The organism is Kitasatospora sp. NPDC058170 (assembly GCF_042883905.1).
GTDB lineage: Bacteria > Actinomycetota > Actinomycetes > Streptomycetales > Streptomycetaceae > Kitasatospora.
In genome coordinates this window covers 105,412-129,821 of record NZ_JBHVUV010000016.1, presented here as the reverse complement: position 1 = coordinate 129,821, position 24,410 = coordinate 105,412, and the positions used below count along the sequence as shown (strand labels likewise).

Below are 24,410 nucleotides of genomic sequence, written 5' to 3'. Positions count from 1 at the left end.
GGCGCCGAGCAGCGGAATGGGAGTCAATGGCGATGACCGAGACCTACGAGACCATCCTCGTCGAGCGCAAGGGCCGGGTCGGGCTGATCACGCTGAACCGCCCGAAGGCGCTCAACGCGCTCAACACGCAGCTGATGAACGAGGTCATCGCGGCGGCGACCGCGTTCGACCGGGACCCGGAGATCGGCTGTCTGGTGATCACGGGCTCGGAGAAGGCCTTCGCGGCCGGGGCGGACATCAAGGAGATGCAGGGGAACAACTTCCCCGACGTCTACCTGGACGACTGGCTGGGCCCGTGGGACCGGCTCGCCGAGCTGCGCAAGCCGGTGATCGCGGCGGTGGCCGGGTTCGCGCTCGGCGGCGGCTGCGAGCTGGCGATGCTGTGCGACATCCTGCTCGCCGCCGACACCGCGAAGTTCGGGCAGCCGGAGATCAAGCTCGGTGTCATCCCGGGCATCGGCGGCTCGCAGCGCCTGACCCGGGCGGTCGGCAAGGCCAAGGCGATGGAGCTGTGCCTGACCGGCCGGATGATGGGCGCCGAGGAGGCCGAGCGGGCCGGCCTGGTCTCCCGGATCGTCCCGGCGGACCAGCTGCTGGCCGAGGCGCTGGCCACCGCCGAGACCGTCGCGGCGATGTCCACCCCCGCCGCCATCATGATGAAGGAGAGCGTCAACCGCGCCTTCGAGACCACGCTCGCCGAGGGCGTCCGCTTCGAACGGCGGCTGTTCCACGCCACGTTCGCCACCAGTGACCAGAAGGAGGGCATGGCGGCCTTCGCCGAGAAGCGCCCGCCGTCCTTCAACCACCGGTGATCGAGCGGCCCTTGGACGAGCGGCCGGCGAGGACGTAGCCCTCGGACCGGCCGCCCGGCCGAGCACCGTCCGGCCGGGCACCGCCGACCCGGAGCCACACCCGTCGCCGAGCACGCGCCCGTCGCCGAGCACACGCCCGGGCTGGCGGCCGATCCCACCCGATCGGCCGTCAGTCCTCGCTGACCGGGACGGTGTTCAGCCGGGCGAGCCCGCTGCGGGTCGCGGCGACCACGATCCGGTCCCCCGGCGCCAGGCCCCGCGTCCGGTCGGCGTAGTTCCACAGGTGGACGGCGGGGTTGGCGGCCAGCCGGACGGCGACCACCCGTACCCCGCCCGGGTCCTCGATGTCGTGCCGGTTCATGCCGACCAGGCCGCCGCCCTCCTCGGCCCGCAGTTCGGCGATCAGCAGGACGTGCCGGAACACCGAGAGCGTGCCCAGGACCTCCCGCCCCATCAGGGCGGCGGCGAAGGCGGGCGCGGCCAGGTAGGACACCGAGCGGGACGCCGCGTTGTCCAGCGTGGCGTACAGGTGGCCGGCGAAGTTGTCGTCGAAGATCCGTACCACCACCCGCACTTCGGGCTTTCCGGCACGGGCCTCCAGCGCGGCCTCCAGGTTGGTGGCGTCGTCTCCGCTGACCGCCACCAGGGCCCGGCTGTGCTTCAGCCGGGCCCTGCGCAGCTGGTCCTCCAGCGGACCGTCGCCGACCACCACCGGGATGCCGAGGGCCCGGAGGGCGGAGATGCCGCGCGCCTGCGGGTCGCGCTCCAGACCGACCACCGGTACGCCGAGGCCGTGCAGTTGGGTGGCGACCCGGGTGCCGACGTTGCCGAGGCCGACCACGATGACGTGGTCCCGGGTGCCGGCACCGGGGTTCCGGGGCTGGCCGCGCCGGCCGGAGCCCAGCACCTCGACCATGATGGCGGTGGCGACGGGCGCGAAGGTGATCCCGCAGAAGGTGATCACCACCTGGGCGACCCGCTGCCAGGTGCCGCCCGTCCCGGTGCCCCCGGCCGCGCCGCCCGGCTGGTCGGGCTGGGCCGCGCCGGCCAGGTCCAGCAGGGAGACGTAGAGCGACCAGCCGAAGTCCCGGTTGAGGTACCAGAGCAGGCCGAAGGCGAGGAGCACGGCGGCGAGCGCGGTGATCAGCACCAGGCGCAGCCGGGCGCTGGTGAAGAAGCGCAGGGTGTCGAGCAGCCGCCAGCGCAGGCGGCGCAGCCAGGCGATCCGGACGACGGGTTCGCCCGGCAGCGCCTGGAGGGCGGCCACCCCGCCGGTCTCGGCCGGGTCGGGCTCGGGTTCCGGGTCGGGCCGGGCGCCGCCGGGGCGGATCGGGCCGCCGTCGCCGAACTCGCCGGCCAGCCGGACGAAGGAGGCGGAGTCGGTCTCCTGGTCCGGGAGCAGGCGGATCCGGCTGAGGTCCTGGCGGTCGATGTGATCGGCGACCACGCAGATCCGGCCGGAGTCGATGTCCTCGTCGAAGGCGATGTGCAGGAAGCGGTCGCCGACCTGGACGGCGTTGGGGCGGGAGAGCGCGGCGGCGGCGAGGGCGGGTGCGGCGGTGGCGGAGCCGGAGAGCGCGGCGCCGTTCTTCAGCAGCTTCTCGATGTTCTCGCCAAGGCGCTGGTTGAACATCCGCAGCACGATCCGGATCCCGGGGTTGCGGCCCTGGGCGCTGAGCGCGGTGTGGATGTTCTCCTGGTCGCTGCCGTCGACCAGGGCGAGGCCGCGCGCGGTCTCGACCCGGACGGCTCGCAGCGCCTCCTCGGTGACGCTGCTGTACTCGACCACGGCGGCGACACCGGGCAGCTGCTCGATCCGCGGCGCGTGGTCGCGCGTGCGGTCCGGGACGAGCACCACCACCGGGACTTCGTAGTGCTCGACCAGTTCGACGATCAGGCGGTGGGCGAGCGCGTTGCCGCCGCACACGATGTAGTGCTGGCTGATCGGCTCGACCGGAGGGGTCCCCCACCCTTCAGAAGTCATATCGCCGGATGGTATCGACGCCGGGTGATCGGGAGGTGTCCTTCCGGCGACTGAGGGGCTATCAGTTCGGGGGCCACCGGCCCCGGTGCGGTCCCCCGAACGGCCGTACCCGGCGAGCGGAGCGGCCCCGGCGCGACGACCATGGGGAACGCCCCCTGCCAGTCACCCGTCACCAGTCACCAGGAGTACGCCACCGTGGTCTCTCCGATCATCACCCCCGACGGTTCCCCGGTCCCCGGGCCGCTCGGAATGCTCGCCAAGGCCGCCTGGCAGGTACTGCTGGTCGCCGGGCTCGCCTCACTCGGCCTCGGGATCATCGTCTTCGTCTGGCCGAAGCAGACGCTCACGGTGGTGGGCGTGCTGTTCGGCCTCTATCTGCTGATCATCGGGATCATGCAGCTGGTCGCTGCGTTCGGCACGCACGCCTCCACCGCGCTGCGGGTGCTGGCCTTCATCAGCGGCACGATCTGTGTGCTGCTCGGGCTGCTCTGCTTCCGCAGCGCCGTGCAGTCGATCCTGCTGCTGGCGATCTGGATCGGCATCGGCTGGCTGTTCCGGGGGATCACCCAGCTCGTCGCCGCGGCCTCCGACCCGGACATGCCGGCCCGGGGCTGGCAGGCCTTCGCCGGTGTGGCCAACACCCTGGCCGGCGTGCTGCTGATGGTCTGGCCGGTCGGCTCGATCAAGGCGTTGACCGTCCTGGCCGGGTGCTGGCTGCTGATCCTCGGACTGATCGAGATCGTGACGGCGTTCCAGGTCCGCAGCCGGGCGAAGCAGATCCCGTCCGGTGTCTGACCGCGGGAGGTCCGCGCCCGGCTCGGGACCTGCCGCGTCGGGCTGAGCACGGGCAGGCAGAACCGCCGGTCGGGCCGTCCGGTCAGCGCCAGACCGGCCGGTCCGTCCCCCAGCGCCCCGGCGGTCGGGACCAGTCGGCGGGGCCGCCCCGGTAGGAGACCGGCGGGAGGACGTAACGCAGCCGGCCGTACGCGGAGTCGGTCTCGGCGAGCCGGAGCGCGGCGTCGTACGGCTCCTCGCTCGGCAGCGCGGCACCTGACAGCTCGGCGCTCGCCGGTGCGGCCGGATCGATGCCGTACATCAGCCAGGACGCCGTTCCGGCGAGCGAGAACCGCAGGTGGCGGCCGCCGGGACGGCCGGTGCGCTGGTCGGTGAGGGCGCGCAGGACGCCGGCGGCGAGCAGGTAGCCGGTGCCGTGGTCGAGGGCCTGGGCGGGCAGGACGCCGGGGCGGCCGTCGGCGTCGGCCAGGGTGGCGGCGATGCCCGCGCCCGCCTGGACCAGGCTGTCGAAGCCCCGGCGCGCGGCCCACGGACCGGTCCAGCCCCAGGCGCAGAGCTGGGCGACGACCAGCCCGGGGCGGCGTTCGAGCAGGGCTTCGGGGGCGAGCCCGAAGGCGTCGAGGGCGCCGGGGCGGTAGCCGCTGATGACGACGTCGGCGGTGGCCAGCAGGTCCTCGAAGACGGCCCGGTCGGCGGGTCCGGTGAGGTCGAGGCGGGTGGAGCGCTTGCCGAAGCCGGTGTCGGCGTGGGCGTCCTCGGCCTCGGGCAGACGGGGCGGGTCGACGCGCAGCACGTCCGCGCCGAGCAGGGCGAGGGTGCGGGTGGCGACCGGCCCGGCGATCACCCGGGTGAGGTCGAGGACCCGGATGCCGTCGGCGGGCAGGGCGGCGGCCCCGAGCGGGCGGACCGGCGCCTCGCCGACCACCCGGGACTCCACCAGCGGGTGCCGGACGCCCGGAACCGGGGGCGCGACAGCGACGGCGAGCGCCCCCGCCTCGTACGCGCGCTCCTGGATCCACTCGGCGGGGTGCTCGCGCAGTGTCCTGCCGAGCCGGTCGGCGTCCGTGTCGGCGGGCAGCCCGAGGGCGGTGAGCAGCCGGACCCGGTGGTGCGGGTAGTTGGCGTGGGTGCGGACCCACCCGTCGGCGGTCTGCCAGAAGCCGGAGAGCGGGGCGAAGCTGACCGGTGTGCGGCCGTCGATCTGCAGATGGCGCTCGCTGACGAAGGCGGTGGCCACGGCGCCCTGGTCCACCCGGACCTCCGCCACCGCACCCGGCTCGCCGCCCGTACCCGTGCCCGCCGCCGTCGCGTCGGCACCCGCGGCCGCACCGCCCGCACCCGCCCCGGACCCGCCCGCGCGCAGCGCGGCCAGTTCGGCGGCGGCCAGCGAACAGGCGGCGACCGTCGCCCGGGCGAGCCGGCGCACCGGCAGCCGCGAGGACAGCACGGTGTCGGGGCCGTGGAAGGAGACCCGGTCCAGCAGGCCGGGCGGTCCGCCGAGGGCCGCCCAGGCGTGGGCGGTGGGCTGGTCGGCCGAGGGGGCCGGGTCGACCGAGGGCATCGAACGCTCTGTCATGTGCGCATTCTGCTCCTGATCTCAGGCGCTCGCCGTGACCCCAGCCACCAGCATCAGCAGCACCGCCGAGACGAGGGTCATCCGGCGGGCCGCCTGCGGGGTGCCGCCGAACCGGCCGCCGAGCCGTCCGCTGGCGTGCGCCACCAGTGCGTACACGACGGCGCAGGTCAGGACGTTGAGCGAGCCGAGGACGAGCACCTGGCCGCCGACCGGCAGGCGGGCGGCGGGGTCGACGAACTGTGGGACCAGGGAGAGGTAGAGCAGCAGGCCCTTGGGGTTGAGCAGGGCGGTGAGCATGCTCTGGCGCAGCACGGTGGCCGTGGGCTGCGGCCGCGGGGCGGCCGCGGCAGTGGAGGCCCCGCCCCGGCGCAGCGCGAGCAGCATCGTCACGGCGAGTACCAGCAGGTAGAGGGCGCCGACGATGCGCAGGGCGGGCAGGGCCGCGGGGACGGCGCGCAGCGCGGCGGCGAGGCCGGCGCTGGAGAGCAGGGTGTGCACGGCGTAGCCGGCGCAGACGCCGCCGACGGCGGTGAGGGCGGCGCGCCGGCCCTGGCCGAGGCCGCGGGCGGCGATGTAGAGCCAGTCCGGACCGGGGGTGCAGACCAGCAGCAGGTCGACCCCCAGGAAGAGGAGGAGGGCGTGCGTATCCATGGGTGGTGACCTGTCGTGTTCGCGCAGCGGGTTCTGGTTACTGAAGGTAGCCGGACCGGGCTGGCAGCCGATGGCCACTTCGGGCTCCCCCGGGTCCGGTTTTGGCAGAATGTTGCGCTATGGACCGCATCGACCGCAGAATCCTCCACGAGCTCCAACAGGACGGCCGCCTCACCAACGCGGAGCTGGCCGCCAGGGTCTCCCTCACTCCCTCGCCGTGCCTGCGCCGGGTGCGGCAGCTCGAACACGACGGGGTGATCCACGGCTACCGGGCGCTGCTGGACGGCGCGGCGCTGGGACGCGGCTTCCAGCCCTTCGTGACGATCACGATGCGGCACGAGGACCGGGAGACGGTGGCGGAGTTCGAGCGCCGGGTGGCCGGGCTGCCGGAGGTGGTCGAGGCGCACCGGCTGTTCGGCGAGCCGGACTACCTGCTGCGGATCGCGGTGGCCGACATCGCCGCGTACGAGCGGTTCATCACCGACGTGCTGTCGGGGCTGCCGGGGATCGCGCAGGTCAACTCGCATCTGACGATGAAGCAGGTGAAGGCCGACCACGGCATCCCGACGGGCGGCTGACGGCGCCGGTGCCTGCCCCTGGGGGTTCCCGTCGCCCCGGCCGGCCCGGGTACCCCGGGGCGTCAGTAGCCGAACCGAAGCGCCCGCACCCGGTGGTCGAAGTTGGACGGGACCAGCTCCGGCTCGCCGATCGAGTGCACCTCGGGCAGCCGGGTGAACAGCTCCCGGTAGAGCACCTTCATCTCCTGCCGGGCGAGGTGCGCGCCCAGGCAGTAGTGCGGCCCGCCGCCGCCGAAGCCGAGGTGGGGGTTGGGGCTGCGGGTGATGTCGAAGGCGTCCGGGTCGGTGAAGACGGCCTCGTCCCGGTTGGCCGAGCCGAAGAACAGCACCACCTTCTCGCCCGCCCGCAGCAGCGTGCCGCCGGGGCCGCCGAGCTCGTGGTCGGTGGCCAGGGTGCGGCGGAACTGGATGATCGGGGTGGAGTGCCGGACGATCTCGTCGACCGTGCCGCCGAGGTGGCGGTCCAGGTCGCCCAGCAGCAGCGCACGCTGCTCGGGGTGGGTGGTGAGCAGGTGCAGGCCGTGGGCGAGCGCGTTGCGGGTGGTCTCGACGCCGGCGACCAGCAGCAGGGAGAAGAAGGCGCCGAGCTCCCGCCCGGTCAGCCGGCGGCCGTCGACGTCGGCGGTGACGAGGGCGGAGACGAGGTCGTCGGTGGGCCGGCGGCGGCGTTCGCGGCCGAGCTCGGCGACCATGCCCTGCATGCGTCCCAGCGCGCGCAGCCCGCGCCCGGGGATCCGGATCCGGCTGCGCAGCGGGCGGGCGACACCGGTGTGCTCGGAGGCGTGGTTGACCTGGTCGAGGATGGCGCGGCGGGGCTCCTCGGGGATGCCCATCATGTTGCAGATGACCTGGAAGGGGAGCTCCGCGGCGACGGCGGTGACGAAGTCCGCGGGCCGCTGCTCCACCACCTGGTCGACCAGGCGGCCGGCCACCCGGCGGATGTCGTCCTCGGCCCGGGCGAGCAGGCGCGGGGTGAACGCCTTGGAGACGATCCGGCGCAGCTGGGCGTGCCGGGGGTCGTCGAGGTTGACCATCGAGTCGCCGAACAGCAGCCGGACCCAGCGGGCGGGTTCGGGGGTGGTGACGCCCGGTCCGCTGAGGAAGACGGCGGGGGTCCGGCTGGCCTCGACCACGTCGGCGTGCCGGACGAGCGCGTGGAAGCCCCGGCCGGGGCCCTTGGCGGCCGGGTCACCGAAGTAGACCGGTCCGGGCCGGCGGCGCAGCTCGGCGAAGGCGGCGGCGCGAGCGGGGGCGGGCAGTCGCCAGAACAGGGGGTCGGCCAGGTCCGCGGGGGGTCCGGGTTCGGTCACCGTGCCCGTGCCGGGTGTGCCCATACCGGGCCTCCTTGTCCTGTCGGCGTTCCCGCCATGCGCCCGCAGTTCCCGCCATGCGCCCGCATGGAGTGAGCACATTTAGGGAGCACCGACAGGACCGTGTCAAACCGCGACTATCGTCATATGGGCGGACTATGGCTGGTTATGGCGGATTCTCAGACCCGGGCGTGTGAGGTGATGTCCGCGCCGAACTCCTCGATCATCGCCGGGGTGACGGTCGGCCGGGCCTGCGCGATGGCCGCCAGGTAGTCGGCGGTGTCCGCCCCGTCCGGGCCCTCCCCGCCGTCCCCGTAGTCCCCGCCGTCGCCGTGCGACACCGCCAGGTCCCGCTCGAAGGCCGCCTGGGCCGCGACCCGGGCCGCGTGCTCGATGTCCGCCGGGGTGAACAGCTCGCTCGCGCCGACCAGCACACCGAGGTCCACGTCCGCCCGCCCGGCCGCGTAGCGGGACCAGATGGCGGACCGGGCGGCCGCGTCCGGGGTGCCGATCGGGATCAGGTAGTCGAAGCGGCCCGGGCGCAGGAAGGCCGGATCCAGCGAGCGGATCGAGTTGGTCGCGCAGACCAGCAGCCGCTCCTCGCCCTCCCGGAAGCCGGGGATCAGCTTCAGCAGCTCGTTGGTGACGCCGTGCATGCCGCCGTGGGCGCCCTCGGTGCGGACCGGGGCGATCTCCTCCACCTCGTCGATGAAGACCAGCGCCCGCTCCAGCTGCCCGATCCGGGCGAAGGCGTCGCGCAGCGCCGCCGCCAGGTTGCCCTCGTCCGCCAGCCGGGACGGCAGCAGCTCGACGAACGGCCAGCCGAGCCGGGAGGCGATCGCCCGGGCGAAGGTGGTCTTGCCGGTGCCGGGCGGCCCGAACAGGGCGATCGCCCGCGGCGGGCGCACCCCGTGCCGGGCCGCCCGCTCCGGTTCGGCGAGCGGCAGCACCACCCGGCGCTCGATCAGGTTCTTCTCCGCCTCCATGCCGGCCACCTTCGCCCAGAGGTCGCCGGGCAGCAGCCGCCCGCCCAGTTCCTCCAGCAGCCCGCTCGCGGCGCCCGCCTGCGGTTCGTCCTTCTCGAAGTAGGCGGCCGCCGGGCGGCGGGTGTAACCGGCGTTGTGCAGGCCCTCGCCGAGCAGTTCCTCCTCGGGCAGGACGTAGGCGATCCGGCGGACCCGGCAGGAGACCAGCCGGCGCTCCAGCTCGCGCAGCAGCGAACTGGCCAGGCCGCGGCCGCGCCAGGCCGGGGCGATGGCGATCCGCATCACCCAGGCCCGCTCCCCCGCCACACAGGCCAGCGCGGCACCGATCGGCGCGCCCTGGTGGACGGCGACCACGGCCGGCTGGCGGGAGGTCAGCGCGGTGATGCACTCCGCGAGCGAGAACACCGACTCCTGGCCGAGCTCCGCCGTGGTGTCGATCAAGTGGACCACCGCCGCGAGATCGTCCTCGCGATAGTCGTGAATCAGCCAGTTCACCACTCTGCCCGCCTCTCCGTCCTCACCGGCCCGTACCGGCACACCCGCCCGGCGGCCGTCGGCCGCGCGGTGCCCGAACGCTACGGTCGGGCCCCGCCCCCGGTCGCGCGCCGGAACGGACAACGGCACCGCCGGCAACCGTACGAACCGCCTCTACCGCGACGGCGCCCGACAGCCACCCGGCGGCCACCCGCCGGGCGCCCGGCAGGCCCGCCCACGGCGCCCCGACCAGCCCGCGGACCGGGCCCGGCCGGGCGGCCGGGCATGCTCTCACGGGGGCGGAACCGGCCAATACCCGAGGGGGCGGTACGGGGCGACACGGCCGAGTGCGACGATGAGTGCCATCGTGATGACCGACCGGATCCGCTCGCTGCGCGCCGTGGTCTTCGCCGCGCTGTGCGTGGCGCTGGCCGCCACGGCGCACGTCGCCATGGCCGGCGCCGGGGTGTCCCCCGCCGTGCTGGCGGGGGCGTTCGGTCTGACCCTCGGCTTCTCCTGGCTGCTCGCGGGCAAGCGGCGCGGCCTCGGTCTGATCAGCCTCTGGATGGTCGCGGCGCAGACCGCGCTGCACCTGCTGTTCCAACAGGCCGGCGCGCTGGCCACCGGCGGCGGAGGGCTCGGCCGACTGGCCGGGACGGACTGGGCGGGCCTGCTGCTGTGCAACCCGCAGAGCGTGCCCGCCGACCTCTCGCCCGCCGAGCTGGCCCGGATGGCCGGGCTCGACCCGGACGCCCCGCCGGTGAGCGGCATCCGCGCCATGGCGGGGATGCACCACTCGGCCTCCGCCGCGGGCGCCGGACTGCCGGGCTCCTCGGAGGCTTCCGAGATGTCGGGAATGCCGGGGATGTCAGGGATGTCGGGGGGCTCCTCCTCGGGGATGTCCTCGGGAACGCCCTCGGGGATGCCCCTGCACGACATGTCCGCGCACGGCATGTCGGCCGGGATGCTCGCCGCCCACGTGCTCGCGGCGCTCGCCTGTGCGCTGCTGCTCTGGCGCGGTGAGGCGGCGCTGGTCCGGCTGTTCGACCTGCTGGCCGCGCTGGCCGGCGCCCTGCTCCCGATCCTCGCCCTGGCCGCGCCCCGCGGCCACCGGCCCCCGGCCGCGCCCAGACCGGTCGCCCGGCGCGCCCGGCCGCCCCGGCTGGTGCTGCTCTCGCACGCCCTCGTCCGACGCGGCCCGCCCTCCCTCGTCCCCGCCTGCTGACGCGCCCGCTCCCGGTCACCGCTGAAGGTCACCGCTGTGGCGGGCAGGTCGCCCTGCGCCGTGCCGGTTCGAACCGGTCGCGCGCCAGGGCCCGGGCCCGCGTGCCCGCCGCCGTGTGCGGCGCCGGCGCGCCGGGGCCCCGTCCGACGCAGCGGTGCCGTCCGCAGACCGCACCGCGCCCAGCACTCCCCCGGGACCTCTCATGCCTGACTACGACGGCGCACCGGCCTCGCCCGGCGCCACCGTCCTACCGCTCCGGACCGCCGCTCCCCGGCCGGTCACCGGGCGTTCCGCCGGGGCCGCCCGCAGCGCCTCCCGCCGTACCGCGCACCGCGCCGCCCTCCCGGGCGTCCTCCCTGCCGAGCTGCTCCCCGCCGAGCTGCTCCTCGCCGAGCCCCTCCTCGCCGAGCCGGGCGAGGAGGCCCGCCGACCAGTCCGCCGAGGGTCCGTCCGCCGGGGCCGCCGGACGCAGTCCGCGCAGCCGCTCCGCCCGCTCCAGCCAGTCGCGGCAGGCCGGGCACCGCTCCACGTGCTTGTCCAGCCGCCGGTCCGGCACTCCGGCCGGTTCACCGTCGAGGCGGCTGGACAGGGCGGTGCGGAAGTGGGCGCATCTCATACGGCCATCGTCCCGCACCTTCGTCCGTCCCGGACCGGCCGGGTGGGAGGCCGCCGTGGATGACGACCAGCTGACCGCGCTGGCCCTGGCCGCCCGCGAGGGCCGGGCGGCGGATGTCGAGGCCTTCGTCCGGGAGACCCAGCGGGACGTGTGGCGGTTCGTCGCCCACCTCACCGATGTGCAGTCGGCGGACGACCTGGCGCAGGAGACGTTCCTGCGCGCACTGCGCAGCCTGCCGGGCTTCGCGGGCCGCTCCTCCGCCCGGACCTGGCTGCTGTCCATCGCGCGCCGGACGGTCATCGACCGCTACCGCAGCGCCGCCGCCCGGCCGCGCTGCGCGGCGCTGCCGGACTGGCAGGAGGCGGCCGAGCGGCAGAGCACCCCGCCGGCCGCCGGCTTCGAGGACGGCATCGCCCTCGGCGACCTGCTCGACCGCGTCCCGGCCCAGCGCCGGGAGGCCTTCGTGCTCACCCAGGTGGTGGGTCTGAGCTACGCCGAGGCCGCCGAGGTGGCCGGCTGCCCGGTCGGCACCGTCCGCTCCCGGGTCGCCCGCGCCCGCGAGGAGCTGATAGCCCGCCTGCGGGCCGCCGAGCACGGCGAGACGCCGGCCGCGGCACCGTCCGCCGAGCTCGCGGCGGCCTGCTGACGGCTGACGGCTGACGGTGGCCGGAACGGGTGGCGGTGCCATGGCGCCGCCACCCGTTCCACCCCGGCCGCGCCGGCCACCGTCAGCCGTCAGCCGGATCCGTCACCCGTGCCCGCCGCTGCCCGCTATCTGCTATCCGCTATCCGCGGAACGCCTCGGGCCGCTCGGGGGAGGCGGAGGCCAGGGCCTTGGTCACCTCGTCCACGCCCGCACGCAGGCCGTAGACCGGGGTGTCGGGCTGCTGGCGCCAGGACTCGTCTATGCCGCCCGCGTCCACGGTGTCGAAGCCCAGCTCGTCGATCAGGGTGCGCACCACCCGCTTGGCCGCCTCGTCGTCACCGGCCACCGGCAGCGCGATGCGCTCCGCGTCGCCCTGCGGGCGGGGCCGGTCGAGGATGTCCTCCGCATAGGTGCCGTTGAAGGCCTTGACCACCGGGTGGCCGATCTGGCGCTCCGTCCAGCGGCTCTCGGTCAGCCCCTCCTCGATGGCCGCGATCCGGCCGTCCCGCTGCTGGGGGTAGTAGTTCCCGGTGTCGATCACGGCGAGGTTCTCGGCGGCGCCGTCGAACAGCCCGGACGGCAGGTCCGGCACGTTCTTCAGCGGCACCGTCACCACCACGAGCTCGGCGCCGCGCGCCGCCTCGGCCACCGTGACCGGGGTGGCGCCGGTCTCCTCGGCGAGCGCGGTCAGGGTGTGCGGGCCACGCGAATTCGCCACGGACACGTCGTGCCCCAGCGCGGTGAGCCGCCGGGTCAGGTTCCCGCCGATGTTCCCCGCACCGATAATGCCGATCTTCATGATGATCCTCTCCGGCCTTCCGTAACCGTGCGTCGTGCCTGGCTGCAACCCCGGCCGGGGCGGGGCTATTTCCGACCGTCGGGGACATTCGGGCGAAGGCCCGCCCCGCCGCGCGGAATTCCGGCCCGGCCACCTTGATCGTGGGCGATCACGACCGGCCAGGACCGACACAATCCGGCCAACCGGAAAAATTCCTTCAAGTGTTCGGAACTGGGGCCGCCGCGCCTCCGACTGCTGTACCGGACCCCGCCGCTCTGGCGGTGTCCGGCACGGTACGGGGACGGAGGAAGATCCATGGCAGCGCAACAGCCGCTGGCCACCGCTGGACTGACCGGTGATCAGGCACAGCCTGAGGACCGGTGGAGCCTGGTCGTGGCGGCGGGGCTGCTCTCGTTCGTGGCGATGCTCGACATGAACGTCGTCAACCTGGCGCTCCCCGACATCGCGGACAGCTTCCACATCTCCGCCGCCACCGCCCAGTGGGCCGTACTCGGCTACCAACTCCCCTTGGTCGCCCTGCTGCTGCCCGCCGGACGGTGGCTCGACCAGGTCGGCACCAGGTCCGCGCTGCTGCTCGCGGTGAGCTGCTTCGCGTTCTGCAGCGTGCTCGCCTCGGTCGCCCCGTGGGCGAGCTGGCTGATCGCGGCACGACTCGCCCAGGGCGCCTTCGGCGCGGTGCTGTTCGTGCTGATGCCGGTCCTGGCCGCCCGGTCGGTCCGGCCCGAACTGCGCGGACGGGCGATGAGCGTGCCCGCCACCCTCGGGCCGCTCGGCGCCGTCACCGGACCGGTGATCGGCGGCCTGCTGCTCGACCACACCGGCTGGCGGGCCATCTTCCTGGTCAAGCTGCCGGTCTGCCTGGCCGCCCTGCTGATCGCCCGCCGCCACGCGCCGCTCGGCGGCCGACTGCGGCTGCCCGACCGGGACTCGCTCGTCGACGCCGGCCTGATCGGTTCGGCGGTGGCCTCCGTGATGCTCGCGCTCACCCTCGCCCCCGACGCGCCGCTCTGGCTGCTGCTCGCACTGCCCGCCGCCCCGCTCACCGCCTACTGGCTGCGCCGGCCCGGTGGACGACCCGTCGCGGGCGTGCTGCGCGCCTCCGGGACGGCCGGGGTGAACGCCTCGGTGCTCGCCCTCGCGGCAGGATTCGCCGCCAACCACTACCTGCTCGCCCAGCACCTGCGCCGGGACGACGGGGACAGCGCCACCACCACCGCGCTGACCATGCTCGCCTTCCCGCTCGGCATGGTGCTCGCCGGCCGCTTCGGCGGACGGCTCGCGGACCGCTGGGGCGCCCGGCCGACCGCGCTCACCGGCGCCGCCGTCACCGCGTTCGGGATGCTGCTGCTCGTCCCGCTGGACGGCGACTGGTCGCCGATCGACATCTCCTGGCGGCTCGCGCTCGCCGGGGCCGGCATGGGCCTCAACGGCGGCCCGGTCCAGGCCCTGGTGATGACGGCCTCCCCGCCGGACCAGATGGCCACCGCCGGCTCCGCCGTCCAGCTCGCCCGCAGTCTCGGCTTCGCCCTCGGACCCGCCCTCGCCACCGCCGCCACCCTGTTCGGCGGCACCGGCACCGCGGGCAACCGGGCGGGGCTCGTCCTCGCCACGACCGCCGCCGCGCTCGCCGTGGCCCTCCTAGCCCTGCACCACCGCACCAACCGCACGACCCGCACGACCGGCGCCTCCGGTTCCTAGCACCCGGGACCGAGGCGCACCGCACCACCCGCACAGCACCACCGCACCATCACGCGTGACCGCACCACCGCACATGGCACCACCGCACCGAAGACCCGACCGGAGGAACACCCGCATGACCGACACCGTCCACGACCCGACGGCCGGCGATCCGGCCGAAGCCTCCCGCTGCCCATTCGGGTACGACCGACTCCCGGACCCGGTACCGCTGTACGGCCCGGAGTACAAGAGCGACCCCTATCCCCTCTACCAGCGGATGCGCGAGGCCGGCCCGGTCCACCGGGTCAAGTTCCCCAGTGGGATCGCCGCCTGGCTGGTGACCGGCTACAAGGCCGCCCACGAGACCCTCAACGACCCCCGCCTCGGCAAGAACCACTCACTGGGCAACGAGGGTTGGCGCAAGCTCGCCTCGATCATGCCCGAGCCGCAGCACTCCCAGCTCCAGGTGCACCTGCTCCACCAGGACCCGCCGAAGCACACCACGATGCGCAAGCTCGTCCTGGACGCCTTCGCGCCCCGCCGGGTGGAGGCCCTGCGCCCGCGCATCCAGGAGCTCGCCGACGCCCTCGTCGACGAGCTTCCGGACGGCGGCCACACCGACCTGGTGGCCGGCTTCGCGGCCCACTACCCCTTCCGTGTGCTGGCCGAAACCATCGGCCTGCCGCCGGAGTTGGCCGCCCGCTTCGACCGCGACTGGGGCAAGGTCGTCCAGCCCGTCGGCCCGCAGGACCCGGGCCGCCCGGCGTACGAGGGCCGACTGCGCGGGCTGCAGACGTACATCGCCGACGTGGTCGCCCACAAGCGCGCCACCTACGACCCGGCCCGGCCCGACGTGGACCTGCTCGGCCGCCTCGTCGCCGCCTGCGACGCGGGCGAGTTGAGCCCCGAGGAGCTCGACTCCATGGTGTTCCAGCTGCTCGTGGCCGGCCAGGAGCCCGTCACCAACCAGATCACCACCATGCTGATCACCCTGCTGCGCAACCCCGTGCAGCTCGCCCGGCTGCGCGACGGCCTCGCCGACGACCCGGGCCTGCTCACCCGTGCGGTGGAGGAACTGCTGCGCTACGACGCCGCGTTCGAGCTCACCACCTGGCGCTTCTTCGCCGAGGACAGCGATCTGCACGGGACGGCCGTCCCGGCCGGCGACTCGGTGATCGTCTCGCTCTGCGCCGCCAACCGTGACGGGGAGCAGTTCCCGGACGCCGACGTCCTGGACTTCGACCGCTCCCCCAACGCCCACCTGGCCTTCGGCCACGGCATCCACTACTGCCCCGGCGCCGCCCTGGCCCGGGCCGAACTCCAGATCGCCATCGGCACCCTGGTCACCCGGCTGTCCGGGCTGCGTCCCGCCGACGGCGACGGCCGCGAGCTCGACGCGCTCACCTGGGTGCCCGCCGTCCTGGCCCGCGGGGTCAACCAACTGCCGGTCGCCTACGACAAGCGGGCCTGACCGGCCCCGATACTCCCCGGCACCACCCCCAGCGTCCTGGCAACCAGTGCCCGGGCGTGGCTCTGCCTGCCCTGAAGCCCGCTCACCGTTCCGTGGAGGACCACCATGCCGCCCGCCGGCACCGTTACCACCGACTCCCAGATCCCCGACCCACAGGCCACCGACGCTCAGGCCACCGACGCGAAGGCCGCCGCGTCCGCCGTCGCCCGGGACCCGCAGGCCCTGGAACGGCTCTGCGCCGACATCCTCGACCTTCTGCTGCCGCACCGCCGCGCCTCCGACCCGGAGGTCGACGCCACGCCCGCGGACTTCCCGCTCCAGCTGGAGCAGCTGGCCGACTTCATCACGGCCGGGGACCCGATCCTGTTCACCCTGCCCGGGTTCCCCTGCAAGTCGCCCAACCTCGCCAAGGTGCTCAGCCACCTGCCCGACGAGGGCGAGCGGCTCTCGCTGACCTTCCTCAACGGCCTCTGCGAGGAGATCGGCAAGTTCTACGAGCCCGGCGCGCAGATCCTCATCTGCTCCGACGGGCACATCTTCGGCGACCTCATCCACGTCCCGGACGACCACATCGACCAGTACTCGGACGAGCTCACCGCGATGATCGAGCGCGAGGGCCTCACCCACCTCTCCACCTTCGACCTGCGGGCCGTCCTCGGCGACCTGCCGTTCGACGAGAAGCGGGCCCGGGTGCACGCCCAGTACGCGCCCACCAGGGAGGAGCTGCGCGAGCAGGTCATGACCGACGAGGAGACCCTGCGGCTCTACCGCGGCATCACCCGTTTCCTCACCGAGGACACCTTCGGCTTCGAGGGCACCAAGTCCGCCCTCCAGCGCGACTGCCGCCAGCGCGCCTACGGCGTCATCCAGCGCAGCCGCGCCTGGGGCGACCTGATCGCCGAGCAGCACCCCCGGTCGTTCCGGCTGTCCATCCACCCGCAGAAGGTCGGCGTCCTCAAGTTCGGCATCCGGCTGCTGGAGGCCGCCGACGCGTGGATGACCCCCTGGCACTCCTCGGTGCTCCACCGGCCGGACGGCGAGTGGGAGTTGCTGCGCAGCGCGGACGCCGAGAAGATCGGGCGCCTGGTCGAGCGCAACGGCCGGCCCAGCCACTACGAGACCTCCTGACGCTTCAGCAGGTCTGAGGACGACGCGGGCGTGCGGTGGTCGAAGGCGATCAACGGATCACCGGTGAGCGGATGTTCGACCACCGCCGCCCGCACCCCGAACACCTCCGCGAGCAGCTCCGCCGTCAGCACGTCCCGCGGCACCCCGGATGCCACCAGGGTGCCGCGGTGCAGTACGTGCAGCCGGTCGCAGACCGAGGCCGCCGCGTTGAGGTCGTGCAGGGCGATCAGCGTGGTGCGGCGCTGTTCCCGCAGCAGGGTGAGCAGTTCGACCTGGTGGCGGACGTCCAGGTGGTTGGTCGGCTCGTCCAGCACCAGGACGTCCGGTTGCTGGGCGAGCGCCCGGGCCAGCAGGACCCGCTGGCGCTCGCCGCCGGACAGCTGGGCGAAGCGGCGGCCGGCCGCGTCCGCCATGCCGACCCGCTGCAGCGCGTCGGCGACCAGCCGGTGGTCCTCCGCGTCGTCCGCGGCGAACGCCCGCTTGTACGGGGTGCGGCCCATCGCCACCACCTCGAGGACGGTCAGCTCGAAGTCCCCGCCGCGCTCCTGCGGCAACGCCGCGATGTGCCGGGCGGACTCGGCCGGGGTGAGCTCGGCGAGCTCCCGGCCGGCCAGCAGCACCCTCCCCGCGCTCGGCTTCAGGTGCCGGTAGACGGTGCGCAGCAGACTGGACTTGCCGCTGCCGTTCGGACCGACGAGTCCGGCGATCTCCCCCTCCTTGGCGACCAGATGGACGCCCGCCACCACCGTCCGGCCGGACAGGGTGACGCTCAGATCCTCGACCGCGATCCTCAATTTCGCTCCAGACGTCGGTCCAGCAGGTAGAGCAGGGTGGGCGCGCCGAGCAGCGCCGTGACGACGCCGATCGGCAACTCCTGGGTGTCCAGGGCGGTGCGGGCGATGGTGTCGACCACCACCAGCAGCACGGCCCCGGTGAGGGCGGACAACGGCAGCAGCCGGCGGTGGTCGCCGCCGACCAGCAGCCGGCAGACGTGCGGCACCATCAGCCCGACGAAGCCGATGGCCCCGGAGACGGCGACCAGGACGCCGGTCAGCACGCTGGTGACGACGAAGATCTCGCGGCGCAGCCTGGTGACGTCGACGCCGAGGCCGGCCGCCGTCTCGTCGCCCATCAGCAGCGCGTTGAGCCCCCGGGCGCGGGCCTGGAGCAGGGCCAGTCCGAGGGCCACCGCGACGGCGGGCACGGCGAGTTGGCTCCAGGTGGCGCCGCCGAGGCTGCCCATCAGCCAGAACAGCACCCCCCTGGTCTGCTGCTCGTCACTGGTCTGCAGGACGAGGTAGCTGGTGAAGCCGGTGAGGAACTGCCCGATGCCGATGCCGGCCAGCACCAGGCGCAGCGGGGAGAAGCCGCCGCCGCGCCGGGCGAGCACCCAGACCAGGGAGAACGCCCCGAGCGCGCCGAGGAAGGCGGCCAGCGAGATGGTCAGTCCGACCGCGCTGCCGAAGGTCAGCTCCAGGCCGAGTCCGGCCCCGAGGACGATCATCGCGACGGCCCCGAGCGAGGCGCCGGAGGAGATGCCCAGCAGGTAGGGGTCGGCGAGCGGGTTCCGCACCAGGGCCTGCACGGCGGTGCCGACCAGGCCGAGCCCGGCACCGACCATGGCCGCCAACATGGCCCGGGGGAAGCGCAGTTGCCAGATGATGAGGTCCCGGGTGCCGGGCGCCGGGGCCCGGCCGGTGAGCCGGCGGGCGACCACCGACCAGACCTCGCCGGGCGGGATGTCGACCGAGCCGAAGGATACGGCGGCGGTCAGCGCGAGGAGCAGGGCGACGGCGAGCCCGGCGGCCAGCGGCCCGGCCCGCAGGGTGCGTACCCGGCGGGCCCTCTCGACGGTTGCGGTGGCCGAAGTCACCGACTACTGCGCGTTCTTGACGAGCGTCGGGTGGATGGTGGCGGCGATCTGCCGGACGGTGTCGGCGTTGCGGACTCCCGCGATGGTGGTCACCTCGGAGCCGATCCGCAGGAAGTGCCCGTCCTTGACGGCCTTGAGCCCCTGGGTCGCCGGGAAGCCCCGCAGGAAGTTCTCGGCCTCCTCGAAGGCCTTGCGGTTCTCCTCCTCGCTGCCCCGGTTGCGCACGCCGAGCTGGATCCAGTCCGGGTTCTTGGCGACCACGTCCTCCCAGGAGACCGGCTTGAAGTCGGCGTCGCAGTCGGCGAACACGTTGCGCGCACCGGCCAGGGTGATCACCGCGTTGGCGACCTGCCGGCCGCAGACGGCGATCGGCTGCTTGGTGCCGGCGTCGTAGTCGAAGAACAGGTAGCCGGGCCGCTGGTCGGCGGGGACGGCGGCGGTCGCGGTGCGCACCTCGCCGATCTGCTTCTCCATCCCGGCGACCAGCTCCGCGGCCTTCGCGGTCGTACCGGTCACCGAGCCGAGCCGGCGGATGTCCTCCTCCACCTCGGCGAGGTCGGTGCGCGGCCCCTTGCCGGCCTTCGGCGTGCCGGCGCAGGCGGTCGAGAGGAGGAACACGTGCTTGATGCCGGCGGCCGTGAACTCCTGCTCGCTCGGCGCGTCCCCCGCACCCCCCATGGTCATCGCCCCGAAGGCGTCGACGTAGAGGTCGGCGCCGGAGCCGAGCAGCTTCTCCTTCGCGATGCCCATCTGGCCCAGGACCGGCACCTTGGCGCCCTGGTCGGCCACCGCCGCCGGCAGCGAGCCCTTGCCCGGGGGGAACCCGGTACCGATCACGCGCTCCCCGGCGCCGAGTTGGAGCAGCATCTCCAGGCCGGCCGCGTTGCTGGTGACGATCTTGCGGGGGGCCGTGGTGATGCCGGTCTCCTTGCCCGCGCAGTCCGCCACCTTCACCGGGTACGCCCCGGCCGTGGCGGCCGGTCCGGCGCCGTCACCGCTCCCCCCGGCGCCACTCCCCCCACCGTCGCTTCCGCAGGCCGTGGCGAACAGGGCGACGACGGCCGCGATACCGTGGAACACGCGAGGGCGCATGAGGATTCTCCTGGTCAATGGTTGTGCTGGGGCCCACCACTACGGACCCGGATCAGATAGTCGGCCGTCATCACCGCAGGGTTCCCGGGAGTTTCACCCTCGGACAGGACCTAGGGTGGCGGGCATGCCCTCTGCTTCCGAGCCTGCCGTGCCGCCCCGGGACGATCTGGGGCGTTCCGTCCCGCTCGGCCCGGCCCCCGTCCGGCGGGTGGTGTCGCTGGTGCCGTCGCTGACCGAGGCCGTCGCCGCCACCGCGCCCGGCCTGCTGGTCGGCGCGACCGACTGGTGCAGCCACCCGGCCGGTCTCGCCGTCACCCGCGTCGGCGGCACCAAGAACCCCGACGTCCCGCGGATCGCGGCCCTCGCCCCCGACCTGGTGATCGCCAACGCCGAGGAGAACCGCCTCCCCGACCTGGACGCGCTGCGCGCCGCCGGTCTCGCCGTCTGGGTCACCGACATCCGCACCCTCGACCAGGCCTTCCACTCCCTGCACCGCCTCCTCACCGCGGCCTGCGGCCTGCCCCGCCCGGCCTGGCTCGACGCGGCCGAGGCCGCCTGGCGCGACGTCCGCCCGCTGCCCCGCCCGCTGCGTGCCGTCGTCCCGATCTGGCGCCGCCCCTGGATGGTCCTCGGCGGCGACACCTTCGCCGGCGACCTCCTCCACCGACTGGGCGTCCCGCTCCTGCACTCCGGCCACCCGGAACGCTACCCCGCCATCCCGCTTCCCGAACTGATCGCGCAGGGACCGGAGTTGGTGGTTCTCCCGGACGAGCCGTACCGGTTCACGGCAGGGGACGGGCCCGAGGCCTTCCCCGGGATCCCGGCCGCCCTGGTCAGCGGACGCCATCTCACCTGGTACGGACCGTCCTTGGCCGAAGCACCGGAGGTACTGGCGGCGCAGCTGCGCCGGGCGACCGCGGTCCGCCCTCCGGAGGGACCGGCCACCCGCCCGCCGGTGCGGTGATCGGCCCGTCGTACGATGCCCCTTCCACCGGGCCTGCCGGTGACGAACGGGGGCTGGACCACGATGCACGGACGTACCTCACGACGAACACTGGTGGCGGTGACCGCGGTGGCCGTCTCGACGGCGCTGCTCACCGGGTGCGGCAGCAAGAAGGCCGACACCGCGGCGGACACGGCCCCGACCACGGCGGCCGCCACCGCGCCGGAGGCCTCACCGTCCGCGGCGCCGTCCGCCACCGCGTCGCCCACGGCGAGTGCGAGCCCGAGTCCGAGCGCGAGCGCATCGCCGAGTGCCACGGCGAGCAGGTCCGGGAAGCCGAGCCCCACCGCAACCCCGAGCGCTGCCAGGTCGACCAGCGCGAAGCCCTCCGAGCCGGCGCAGAAGGCGCCCTCCTCCGCGCCGGCGGCCGCCCCCGCACCCGCGCCGGTACCCGCCGCGGCGGCGCCGCCCGCGCCCACCCAGAAGCCCGGGCCGGTCGCACCCCCGCCGCCGCCCGCGCCGCCGACCCCGCACGTCCCGCCGCTGCAGAGCAGCTGCAAGCCCACCTACCCGCAGCCCAACGAGCCGAAGGAGGCCGTGGGCACCGCGCTCACGACCGCCGCCGGCCAGGCCCGCACGCTGAACCTCAGCAACGGCGGCACCGACAGGCTCCCGGCGCTGCCCGTCAGCCTGGTCAAGGCGATCGCCTGGCAGGAGAGCGGCTGGCAGTCCGGCATCCTCGCCTGCGACGGCGGCATCGGCACGATGCAGATCATGCCCGCCACGGTGAGCTGGATGAACGGCAAGTTCGCCACCACCTCCGACCCCAACACCCTGGCCGGCAACGTCCAGCTCGGCGCCCAGCTGCTCGACTGGCTGGTCGCCTACTACGGCGACTCCTCCTTCGGCGGGAAGTACGACCTCTCCCCCGACCCGGCCACCGGCAAGACGCCGCTGCTCGACCTGGTCATCGCCGCGTACAACGCGGGCGCCGGCAAGGTGCACTACAACACCGTCACCGACCCGGCCACCGGTGCGGTCAGCGGCAGCCTGGACATCCCCAACCCGTCCTACGTGGCCAACGTCAAGTCGCTGATGTCGAGTGCCCCCTGGACCAAGGCCACCGGCTGACCGATCGGCCGGACAGCCGGACAGCCGGACACGGCAGCGGGCCCGGTGGATGCGCGTGCATCCACCGGGCCCGCTGTGTGCAGTTCGGCCCTGCGTCCGGTCAGCTCCGGGCGTCGGCGACGGCCGTGCCCAGCGCCTCCTTGATGCGCGGGCCGAGGCGGGCGAAGCCCAGCTCCTTCATCGCCGCCCGCAGCAGCTCCTCCTCGCTGCGGTCGACGCCGTCACCGTCCACCCAGCGGACGACGGCGAGCAGTTCCTCGGCCGAGTAGGCGGTCACCGGGCGGCCGGGCGTGAAGTCCGGCTTCTCCGGCCGCCCGGCGGCAGCGGGCTCGGCCTTCGGCGCGGGCTCGGGCTCGGGCTCGACGGCAGCGGCCGGCTCGGGCTCGGCGGCCTCGACCACCGGCTCGACCACCGGCTCAGGCGTGGGCTCGGCCTCCGGCTCGGAAACCTCGGCCACCGGCGCCTCGACCTCGGCGACGGGCTCGACCTCGGCAACCTCAGCGGGGGCCTCGGCCGGGGCCTCCTCGGCGACGGGCTCGACCACAGCAGTCTCGACCTCGGTGGCCTCGACCTCAGCGGCCTCTACCTCGGCGGCGACGACCGTCTCCTCCGAAGCAGGCGACTCCTCGGTCACCGGGACCTCGGCGACGGGCTCGACCTCGGCGAGCTCAGCAGCCTCGGTCTCCTGAGCGTCGACCGGAGCGTCCTCGACAGCAGGCGTCTCGACCTCGGCGACCTCGGCAACCTCAGCGACGGGCTCGGCCTCGACCACCGGCTCGACCTCGGCGACCTCAGCCACCTCGGCCACCTCGGCCACCACAGCGGCCTCGTCCGCCACGGGCTCGTCGGCGACTGCCTCGACCGAGGCGTCCTCGACAACCGGCGCCTCGATCTCGGCGGCGGCGGGCTCGACCTCGGTCACCTCGGCCTCGACGGCCGTCACCTCGGGCTCGGTCTCCTCGGCCGGGGCATCCACTGCACCGGCCGGCTCGACAGTCTCCTCGGCGACCTCGGCACTCGGCTCCGAAGCCTCGGCCGCAACCTCCGCCTCGACCTCGACAGCAACCTCGGCCTCGACAGCAACCTCTTCCGGCACCGACACGGCGACGACCGCAGCGGCCACCAGGTCGTCGGCGGCCGGGGACGGAGCCGGCAGCGTGACGACGATCGGCGCCTCCGCGACGGGCTCCTCGACCACCGGCTCGTCGACCGCGTCGGCCTCGGCCTGGACCTCGACCTCGATCTCGACCTCGACGGCAGTGACCACGTCGGCGTCGGCAGCAGCGTCAGCGACCTCGGCGGCCGCCGTCTCGGTGTCCGCCTCCGTGACGTCCGCCTCGGTGACCGCTGCCTCCGGCGCCTCCGCCTCGGGGCTCTCGGTCACCGCGGCCTCGGGAGCAGCGCTCTCCGTGACAGCGCCCTCCGTGACGGTGCTCTCGGTGAGAGTGCTCTCGGGAGCAGCACTCTCGGCCCCCGCGAGTCCGTCCCGCTGCCCGCCCGCGAGCGCCTGGCGGGCGCCGTACGCGGCCTCGGCGGCGCGGCGGTCGGCACGGGATGCCGTCAGCTCGCCGAGCAGGTCGGTCAGGCCGGCCTCCTCCAGCGAGGTGCGCAGGGTGCGGATGGTCGGCAGGCGGTAGAGGGTGCCCTCGTCCGCGGCCAGCCGCTCCACCAGGTCGATCAGCTCGCCGAACGGCAGCCCGTCCAGGTCGTGCTCGGGCAGCAGCCGGGCGAGGTCCCGCAGGCCGGTGTTGATCGCCTCGAACGCGGTCGCCGTGCGCTCCACCAGGGCGCCGTCGGCGGGCGCGACGGGCAGGGTGCCCTCGGGGGCGAGGACGGCCCAGGCGCGGCGCTCGATCTCGGCGGAGGCGAGCGCCTCGTGCAGGTCCTCGGGCCGGACCTTGCGGCCGCCGACCACCAGCGCGGCGGCCTGCTTGCGCAGGGCGCGCACCCGCAGGAACGACAGCTTGACGCCGCGCTCCCGGCGCCAGCCGCGGTCCGCCGTGGCGGCGGCGAGGGAGTCGAGGTCGGCGTCGTACGCGGCACCGATCAGCGTCGCGGCGGTCCGGTGGACCCGCTGGAGCAGCTCGACCAGCAGCGCCGCCTTGGCGACGGTGCCGGGCTCCTCCAGCTTGGCGTCGGTTGCGAGGCTGGTGACGGCCTCCCAGGTCTGCTGGAGGTCGCGGCCGCGCAGTTCGGCCAGGACGGTGGAGGCGGCGCGGGCGTCCTCCGGGGTGGCGACGGTCTCGACGGCCGCGTACCAGGCGTGGGTCTCGGCGGTGAGGGTGAAGGCGCCGAGTTCGGCGTACCGGCCGAGGTCCTCGCGGAGGTCGGGTTCGGCCGTGGCCTCCTGACCGCGGGCCTGCTCCGGGTTCGTGGCGTCCGCGGCGTCCGTGGCAGAGGCTGCGTCGGCGGCGTCGGCGTTGCGCGAGTGAAGCACTGTCATGTGAGGTCCGGTTCTGGGCGACGGCGGCGGGGCTGGCGGCGAGGGGGACGGCGGACCGGTCGTGCGCGGACCCGGGCGGGAGGGCTGGGCGCGCGCGGTCGGCCTTCCGGTTGTGGAGGCCCAGAATACGGGTGCCCGTTCGAGCCTTGCACGCACCCACCGTCCGACGGGCCGGTGTGGCGTGCCGTACCGCCCGCCTG

The 24,410-nt window shown here is 74.4% G+C and carries 21 protein-coding genes; 10 read left to right on the top strand and 11 right to left on the bottom strand.

What is annotated here, in order from left to right; translation table 11 throughout:
- Positions 1 to 32: 32 nt before the first annotated feature.
- Positions 33 to 812, top strand: a complete 780-nt coding sequence (locus tag ACFVVX_RS19575) for an enoyl-CoA hydratase (RefSeq protein ID WP_387947129.1) — start codon at positions 33 to 35, stop codon at positions 810 to 812.
- Positions 813 to 981: 169 nt separating this feature from the next.
- Here the strand turns inward: ACFVVX_RS19575 and ACFVVX_RS19570 are convergent, their stop codons facing one another.
- Positions 982 to 2,796, bottom strand: coding sequence for an NAD-binding protein (locus ACFVVX_RS19570; protein ID WP_387947127.1), 1,815 nt, complete (start codon positions 2,794 to 2,796; stop codon positions 982 to 984).
- A gap of 195 nt (positions 2,797 to 2,991) precedes the next feature.
- Here ACFVVX_RS19570 and ACFVVX_RS19565 point away from each other — a divergent pair, with 195 nt between their 5' ends.
- Positions 2,992 to 3,591: an HdeD family acid-resistance protein gene (locus ACFVVX_RS19565; protein ID WP_387947125.1), complete on the top strand. Its 600-nt coding sequence runs from the start codon at positions 2,992 to 2,994 to the stop codon at positions 3,589 to 3,591.
- A gap of 82 nt (positions 3,592 to 3,673) precedes the next feature.
- Here ACFVVX_RS19565 and ACFVVX_RS19560 read toward each other — a convergent pair whose 3' ends face one another.
- Positions 3,674 to 5,167 (bottom strand): CoA transferase, encoded by a 1,494-nt coding sequence (locus tag ACFVVX_RS19560; protein ID WP_387947123.1) that lies wholly within the window; start codon positions 5,165 to 5,167, stop codon positions 3,674 to 3,676.
- Positions 5,168 to 5,188: 21 nt separating this feature from the next.
- Positions 5,189 to 5,818, bottom strand: a complete 630-nt coding sequence (locus ACFVVX_RS19555; RefSeq protein ID WP_387947121.1) for a LysE family translocator — start codon at positions 5,816 to 5,818, stop codon at positions 5,189 to 5,191.
- 119 nt (positions 5,819 to 5,937) lie between these two features.
- Here ACFVVX_RS19555 and ACFVVX_RS19550 point away from each other — a divergent pair, with 119 nt between their 5' ends.
- Entirely contained in the window at positions 5,938 to 6,396 is a 459-nt protein-coding gene (locus tag ACFVVX_RS19550) for an Lrp/AsnC family transcriptional regulator (RefSeq protein WP_387947119.1), read from the top strand.
- Between the two features lie 62 nt (positions 6,397 to 6,458).
- Here ACFVVX_RS19550 and ACFVVX_RS19545 read toward each other — a convergent pair whose 3' ends face one another.
- Both ACFVVX_RS19545 and ACFVVX_RS19540 read right to left on the bottom strand, forming a co-directional pair.
- Entirely contained in the window at positions 6,459 to 7,730 is a 1,272-nt protein-coding gene (locus tag ACFVVX_RS19545; protein ID WP_387947117.1) for a cytochrome P450, read from the bottom strand.
- Positions 7,731 to 7,885: 155 nt separating this feature from the next.
- Complete coding sequence (locus ACFVVX_RS19540; protein WP_387947115.1) at positions 7,886 to 9,187, bottom strand: ATP-binding protein; 1,302 nt, start codon at positions 9,185 to 9,187, stop codon at positions 7,886 to 7,888.
- 334 nt (positions 9,188 to 9,521) lie between these two features.
- Between ACFVVX_RS19540 and ACFVVX_RS19535 the strand changes: the two genes are divergently transcribed.
- The gene (locus ACFVVX_RS19535; RefSeq protein WP_387947113.1) at positions 9,522 to 10,391 is read left to right on the top strand and encodes a hypothetical protein; all 870 of its coding nucleotides are present in this window, start codon (positions 9,522 to 9,524) and stop codon (positions 10,389 to 10,391) included.
- A gap of 247 nt (positions 10,392 to 10,638) precedes the next feature.
- Here the strand turns inward: ACFVVX_RS19535 and ACFVVX_RS19530 are convergent, their stop codons facing one another.
- Positions 10,639 to 11,007, bottom strand: coding sequence for a zf-HC2 domain-containing protein (locus ACFVVX_RS19530; RefSeq protein WP_387947111.1), 369 nt, complete (start codon positions 11,005 to 11,007; stop codon positions 10,639 to 10,641).
- Between the two features lie 55 nt (positions 11,008 to 11,062).
- On the opposite strand from ACFVVX_RS19530, the gene ACFVVX_RS19525 reads away from it, so the two are divergent.
- Positions 11,063 to 11,653 carry a sigma-70 family RNA polymerase sigma factor gene (locus tag ACFVVX_RS19525; RefSeq protein ID WP_387947109.1) on the top strand — a complete coding sequence of 197 codons (591 nt, stop codon included), beginning with the start codon at positions 11,063 to 11,065 and terminating at the stop codon, positions 11,651 to 11,653.
- 139 nt (positions 11,654 to 11,792) lie between these two features.
- On the opposite strand, the gene ACFVVX_RS19520 is transcribed toward ACFVVX_RS19525, so the two are convergent.
- Positions 11,793 to 12,452 (bottom strand): NADPH-dependent F420 reductase, encoded by a 660-nt coding sequence (locus ACFVVX_RS19520; RefSeq protein ID WP_387947107.1) that lies wholly within the window; start codon positions 12,450 to 12,452, stop codon positions 11,793 to 11,795.
- Positions 12,453 to 12,746: 294 nt separating this feature from the next.
- Here ACFVVX_RS19520 and ACFVVX_RS19515 point away from each other — a divergent pair, with 294 nt between their 5' ends.
- The 3 genes from ACFVVX_RS19515 (at position 12,747) to ACFVVX_RS19505 (ending at position 16,728) form a co-directional block, all read left to right on the top strand.
- Positions 12,747 to 14,150, top strand: coding sequence for an MFS transporter (locus ACFVVX_RS19515; RefSeq protein WP_387947105.1), 1,404 nt, complete (start codon positions 12,747 to 12,749; stop codon positions 14,148 to 14,150).
- Positions 14,151 to 14,265: 115 nt separating this feature from the next.
- On the top strand, positions 14,266 to 15,600 hold the full coding sequence (locus ACFVVX_RS19510; RefSeq protein ID WP_387947103.1) for a cytochrome P450: 1,335 nt from the start codon (positions 14,266 to 14,268) through the stop codon (positions 15,598 to 15,600).
- 105 nt (positions 15,601 to 15,705) lie between these two features.
- Positions 15,706 to 16,728 carry an L-tyrosine/L-tryptophan isonitrile synthase family protein gene (locus ACFVVX_RS19505; RefSeq protein ID WP_387947101.1) on the top strand — a complete coding sequence of 341 codons (1,023 nt, stop codon included), beginning with the start codon at positions 15,706 to 15,708 and terminating at the stop codon, positions 16,726 to 16,728.
- Here ACFVVX_RS19505 and ACFVVX_RS19500 read toward each other — a convergent pair.
- Genes ACFVVX_RS19500 through ACFVVX_RS19490 form a run of 3 tightly spaced genes read right to left on the bottom strand, consistent with a single transcriptional unit; the run spans position 16,713 to position 19,693 of the window.
- Positions 16,713 to 17,522 (bottom strand): ABC transporter ATP-binding protein, encoded by an 810-nt coding sequence (locus tag ACFVVX_RS19500; protein ID WP_387947099.1) that lies wholly within the window; start codon positions 17,520 to 17,522, stop codon positions 16,713 to 16,715. The two genes, ACFVVX_RS19505 and ACFVVX_RS19500, sit on opposite strands and share 16 nt — an antisense overlap.
- The gene (locus tag ACFVVX_RS19495) at positions 17,519 to 18,601 is read right to left on the bottom strand and encodes a FecCD family ABC transporter permease (RefSeq protein WP_387947097.1); all 1,083 of its coding nucleotides are present in this window, start codon (positions 18,599 to 18,601) and stop codon (positions 17,519 to 17,521) included. Before ACFVVX_RS19495 ends, ACFVVX_RS19500 begins: the two co-directional genes overlap by 4 nt.
- Positions 18,602 to 18,604: 3 nt before the next feature.
- The gene (locus ACFVVX_RS19490; RefSeq protein ID WP_387947095.1) at positions 18,605 to 19,693 is read right to left on the bottom strand and encodes an ABC transporter substrate-binding protein; all 1,089 of its coding nucleotides are present in this window, start codon (positions 19,691 to 19,693) and stop codon (positions 18,605 to 18,607) included.
- 124 nt (positions 19,694 to 19,817) lie between these two features.
- Between ACFVVX_RS19490 and ACFVVX_RS19485 the strand changes: the two genes are divergently transcribed.
- Positions 19,818 to 20,657 carry a helical backbone metal receptor gene (locus ACFVVX_RS19485; protein WP_387947093.1) on the top strand — a complete coding sequence of 280 codons (840 nt, stop codon included), beginning with the start codon at positions 19,818 to 19,820 and terminating at the stop codon, positions 20,655 to 20,657.
- Between the two features lie 99 nt (positions 20,658 to 20,756).
- Positions 20,757 to 21,767, top strand: coding sequence for a transglycosylase SLT domain-containing protein (locus ACFVVX_RS19480; protein WP_387947091.1), 1,011 nt, complete (start codon positions 20,757 to 20,759; stop codon positions 21,765 to 21,767).
- Positions 21,768 to 21,867: 100 nt separating this feature from the next.
- Here ACFVVX_RS19480 and ACFVVX_RS19475 read toward each other — a convergent pair whose 3' ends face one another.
- Positions 21,868 to 24,210, bottom strand: coding sequence for a hypothetical protein (locus ACFVVX_RS19475; RefSeq protein WP_387947089.1), 2,343 nt, complete (start codon positions 24,208 to 24,210; stop codon positions 21,868 to 21,870).
- Between the last annotated feature and the right edge of the window lie 200 nt (positions 24,211 to 24,410).

Bases quoted from the DNA above. Each gene is read 5' to 3' on its own strand.
- ACFVVX_RS19575 (WP_387947129.1), top strand. From the start codon at position 33: ATGACCGAGACCTACGAGACCATCCTCGTCGAGCGCAAGGGCCGGGTC.
- ACFVVX_RS19570 (WP_387947127.1), bottom strand. From the start codon at position 2,796: ATGACTTCTGAAGGGTGGGGGACCCCTCCGGTCGAGCCGATCAGCCAG.
- ACFVVX_RS19560 (WP_387947123.1), bottom strand. From the start codon at position 5,167: ATGACAGAGCGTTCGATGCCCTCGGTCGACCCGGCCCCCTCGGCCGAC.
- ACFVVX_RS19555 (WP_387947121.1), bottom strand. From the start codon at position 5,818: ATGGATACGCACGCCCTCCTCCTCTTCCTGGGGGTCGACCTGCTGCTG.
- ACFVVX_RS19550 (WP_387947119.1), top strand. From the start codon at position 5,938: ATGGACCGCATCGACCGCAGAATCCTCCACGAGCTCCAACAGGACGGC.
- ACFVVX_RS19545 (WP_387947117.1), bottom strand. From the start codon at position 7,730: ATGGGCACACCCGGCACGGGCACGGTGACCGAACCCGGACCCCCCGCG.
- ACFVVX_RS19535 (WP_387947113.1), top strand. From the start codon at position 9,522: ATGAGTGCCATCGTGATGACCGACCGGATCCGCTCGCTGCGCGCCGTG.
- ACFVVX_RS19530 (WP_387947111.1), bottom strand. From the start codon at position 11,007: ATGAGATGCGCCCACTTCCGCACCGCCCTGTCCAGCCGCCTCGACGGT.
- ACFVVX_RS19520 (WP_387947107.1), bottom strand. From the start codon at position 12,452: ATGAAGATCGGCATTATCGGTGCGGGGAACATCGGCGGGAACCTGACC.
- ACFVVX_RS19515 (WP_387947105.1), top strand. From the start codon at position 12,747: ATGGCAGCGCAACAGCCGCTGGCCACCGCTGGACTGACCGGTGATCAG.
- ACFVVX_RS19510 (WP_387947103.1), top strand. From the start codon at position 14,266: ATGACCGACACCGTCCACGACCCGACGGCCGGCGATCCGGCCGAAGCC.
- ACFVVX_RS19505 (WP_387947101.1), top strand. From the start codon at position 15,706: ATGCCGCCCGCCGGCACCGTTACCACCGACTCCCAGATCCCCGACCCA.
- ACFVVX_RS19490 (WP_387947095.1), bottom strand. From the start codon at position 19,693: ATGCGCCCTCGCGTGTTCCACGGTATCGCGGCCGTCGTCGCCCTGTTC.
- ACFVVX_RS19485 (WP_387947093.1), top strand. From the start codon at position 19,818: ATGCCCTCTGCTTCCGAGCCTGCCGTGCCGCCCCGGGACGATCTGGGG.
- ACFVVX_RS19475 (WP_387947089.1), bottom strand. From the start codon at position 24,210: ATGACAGTGCTTCACTCGCGCAACGCCGACGCCGCCGACGCAGCCTCT.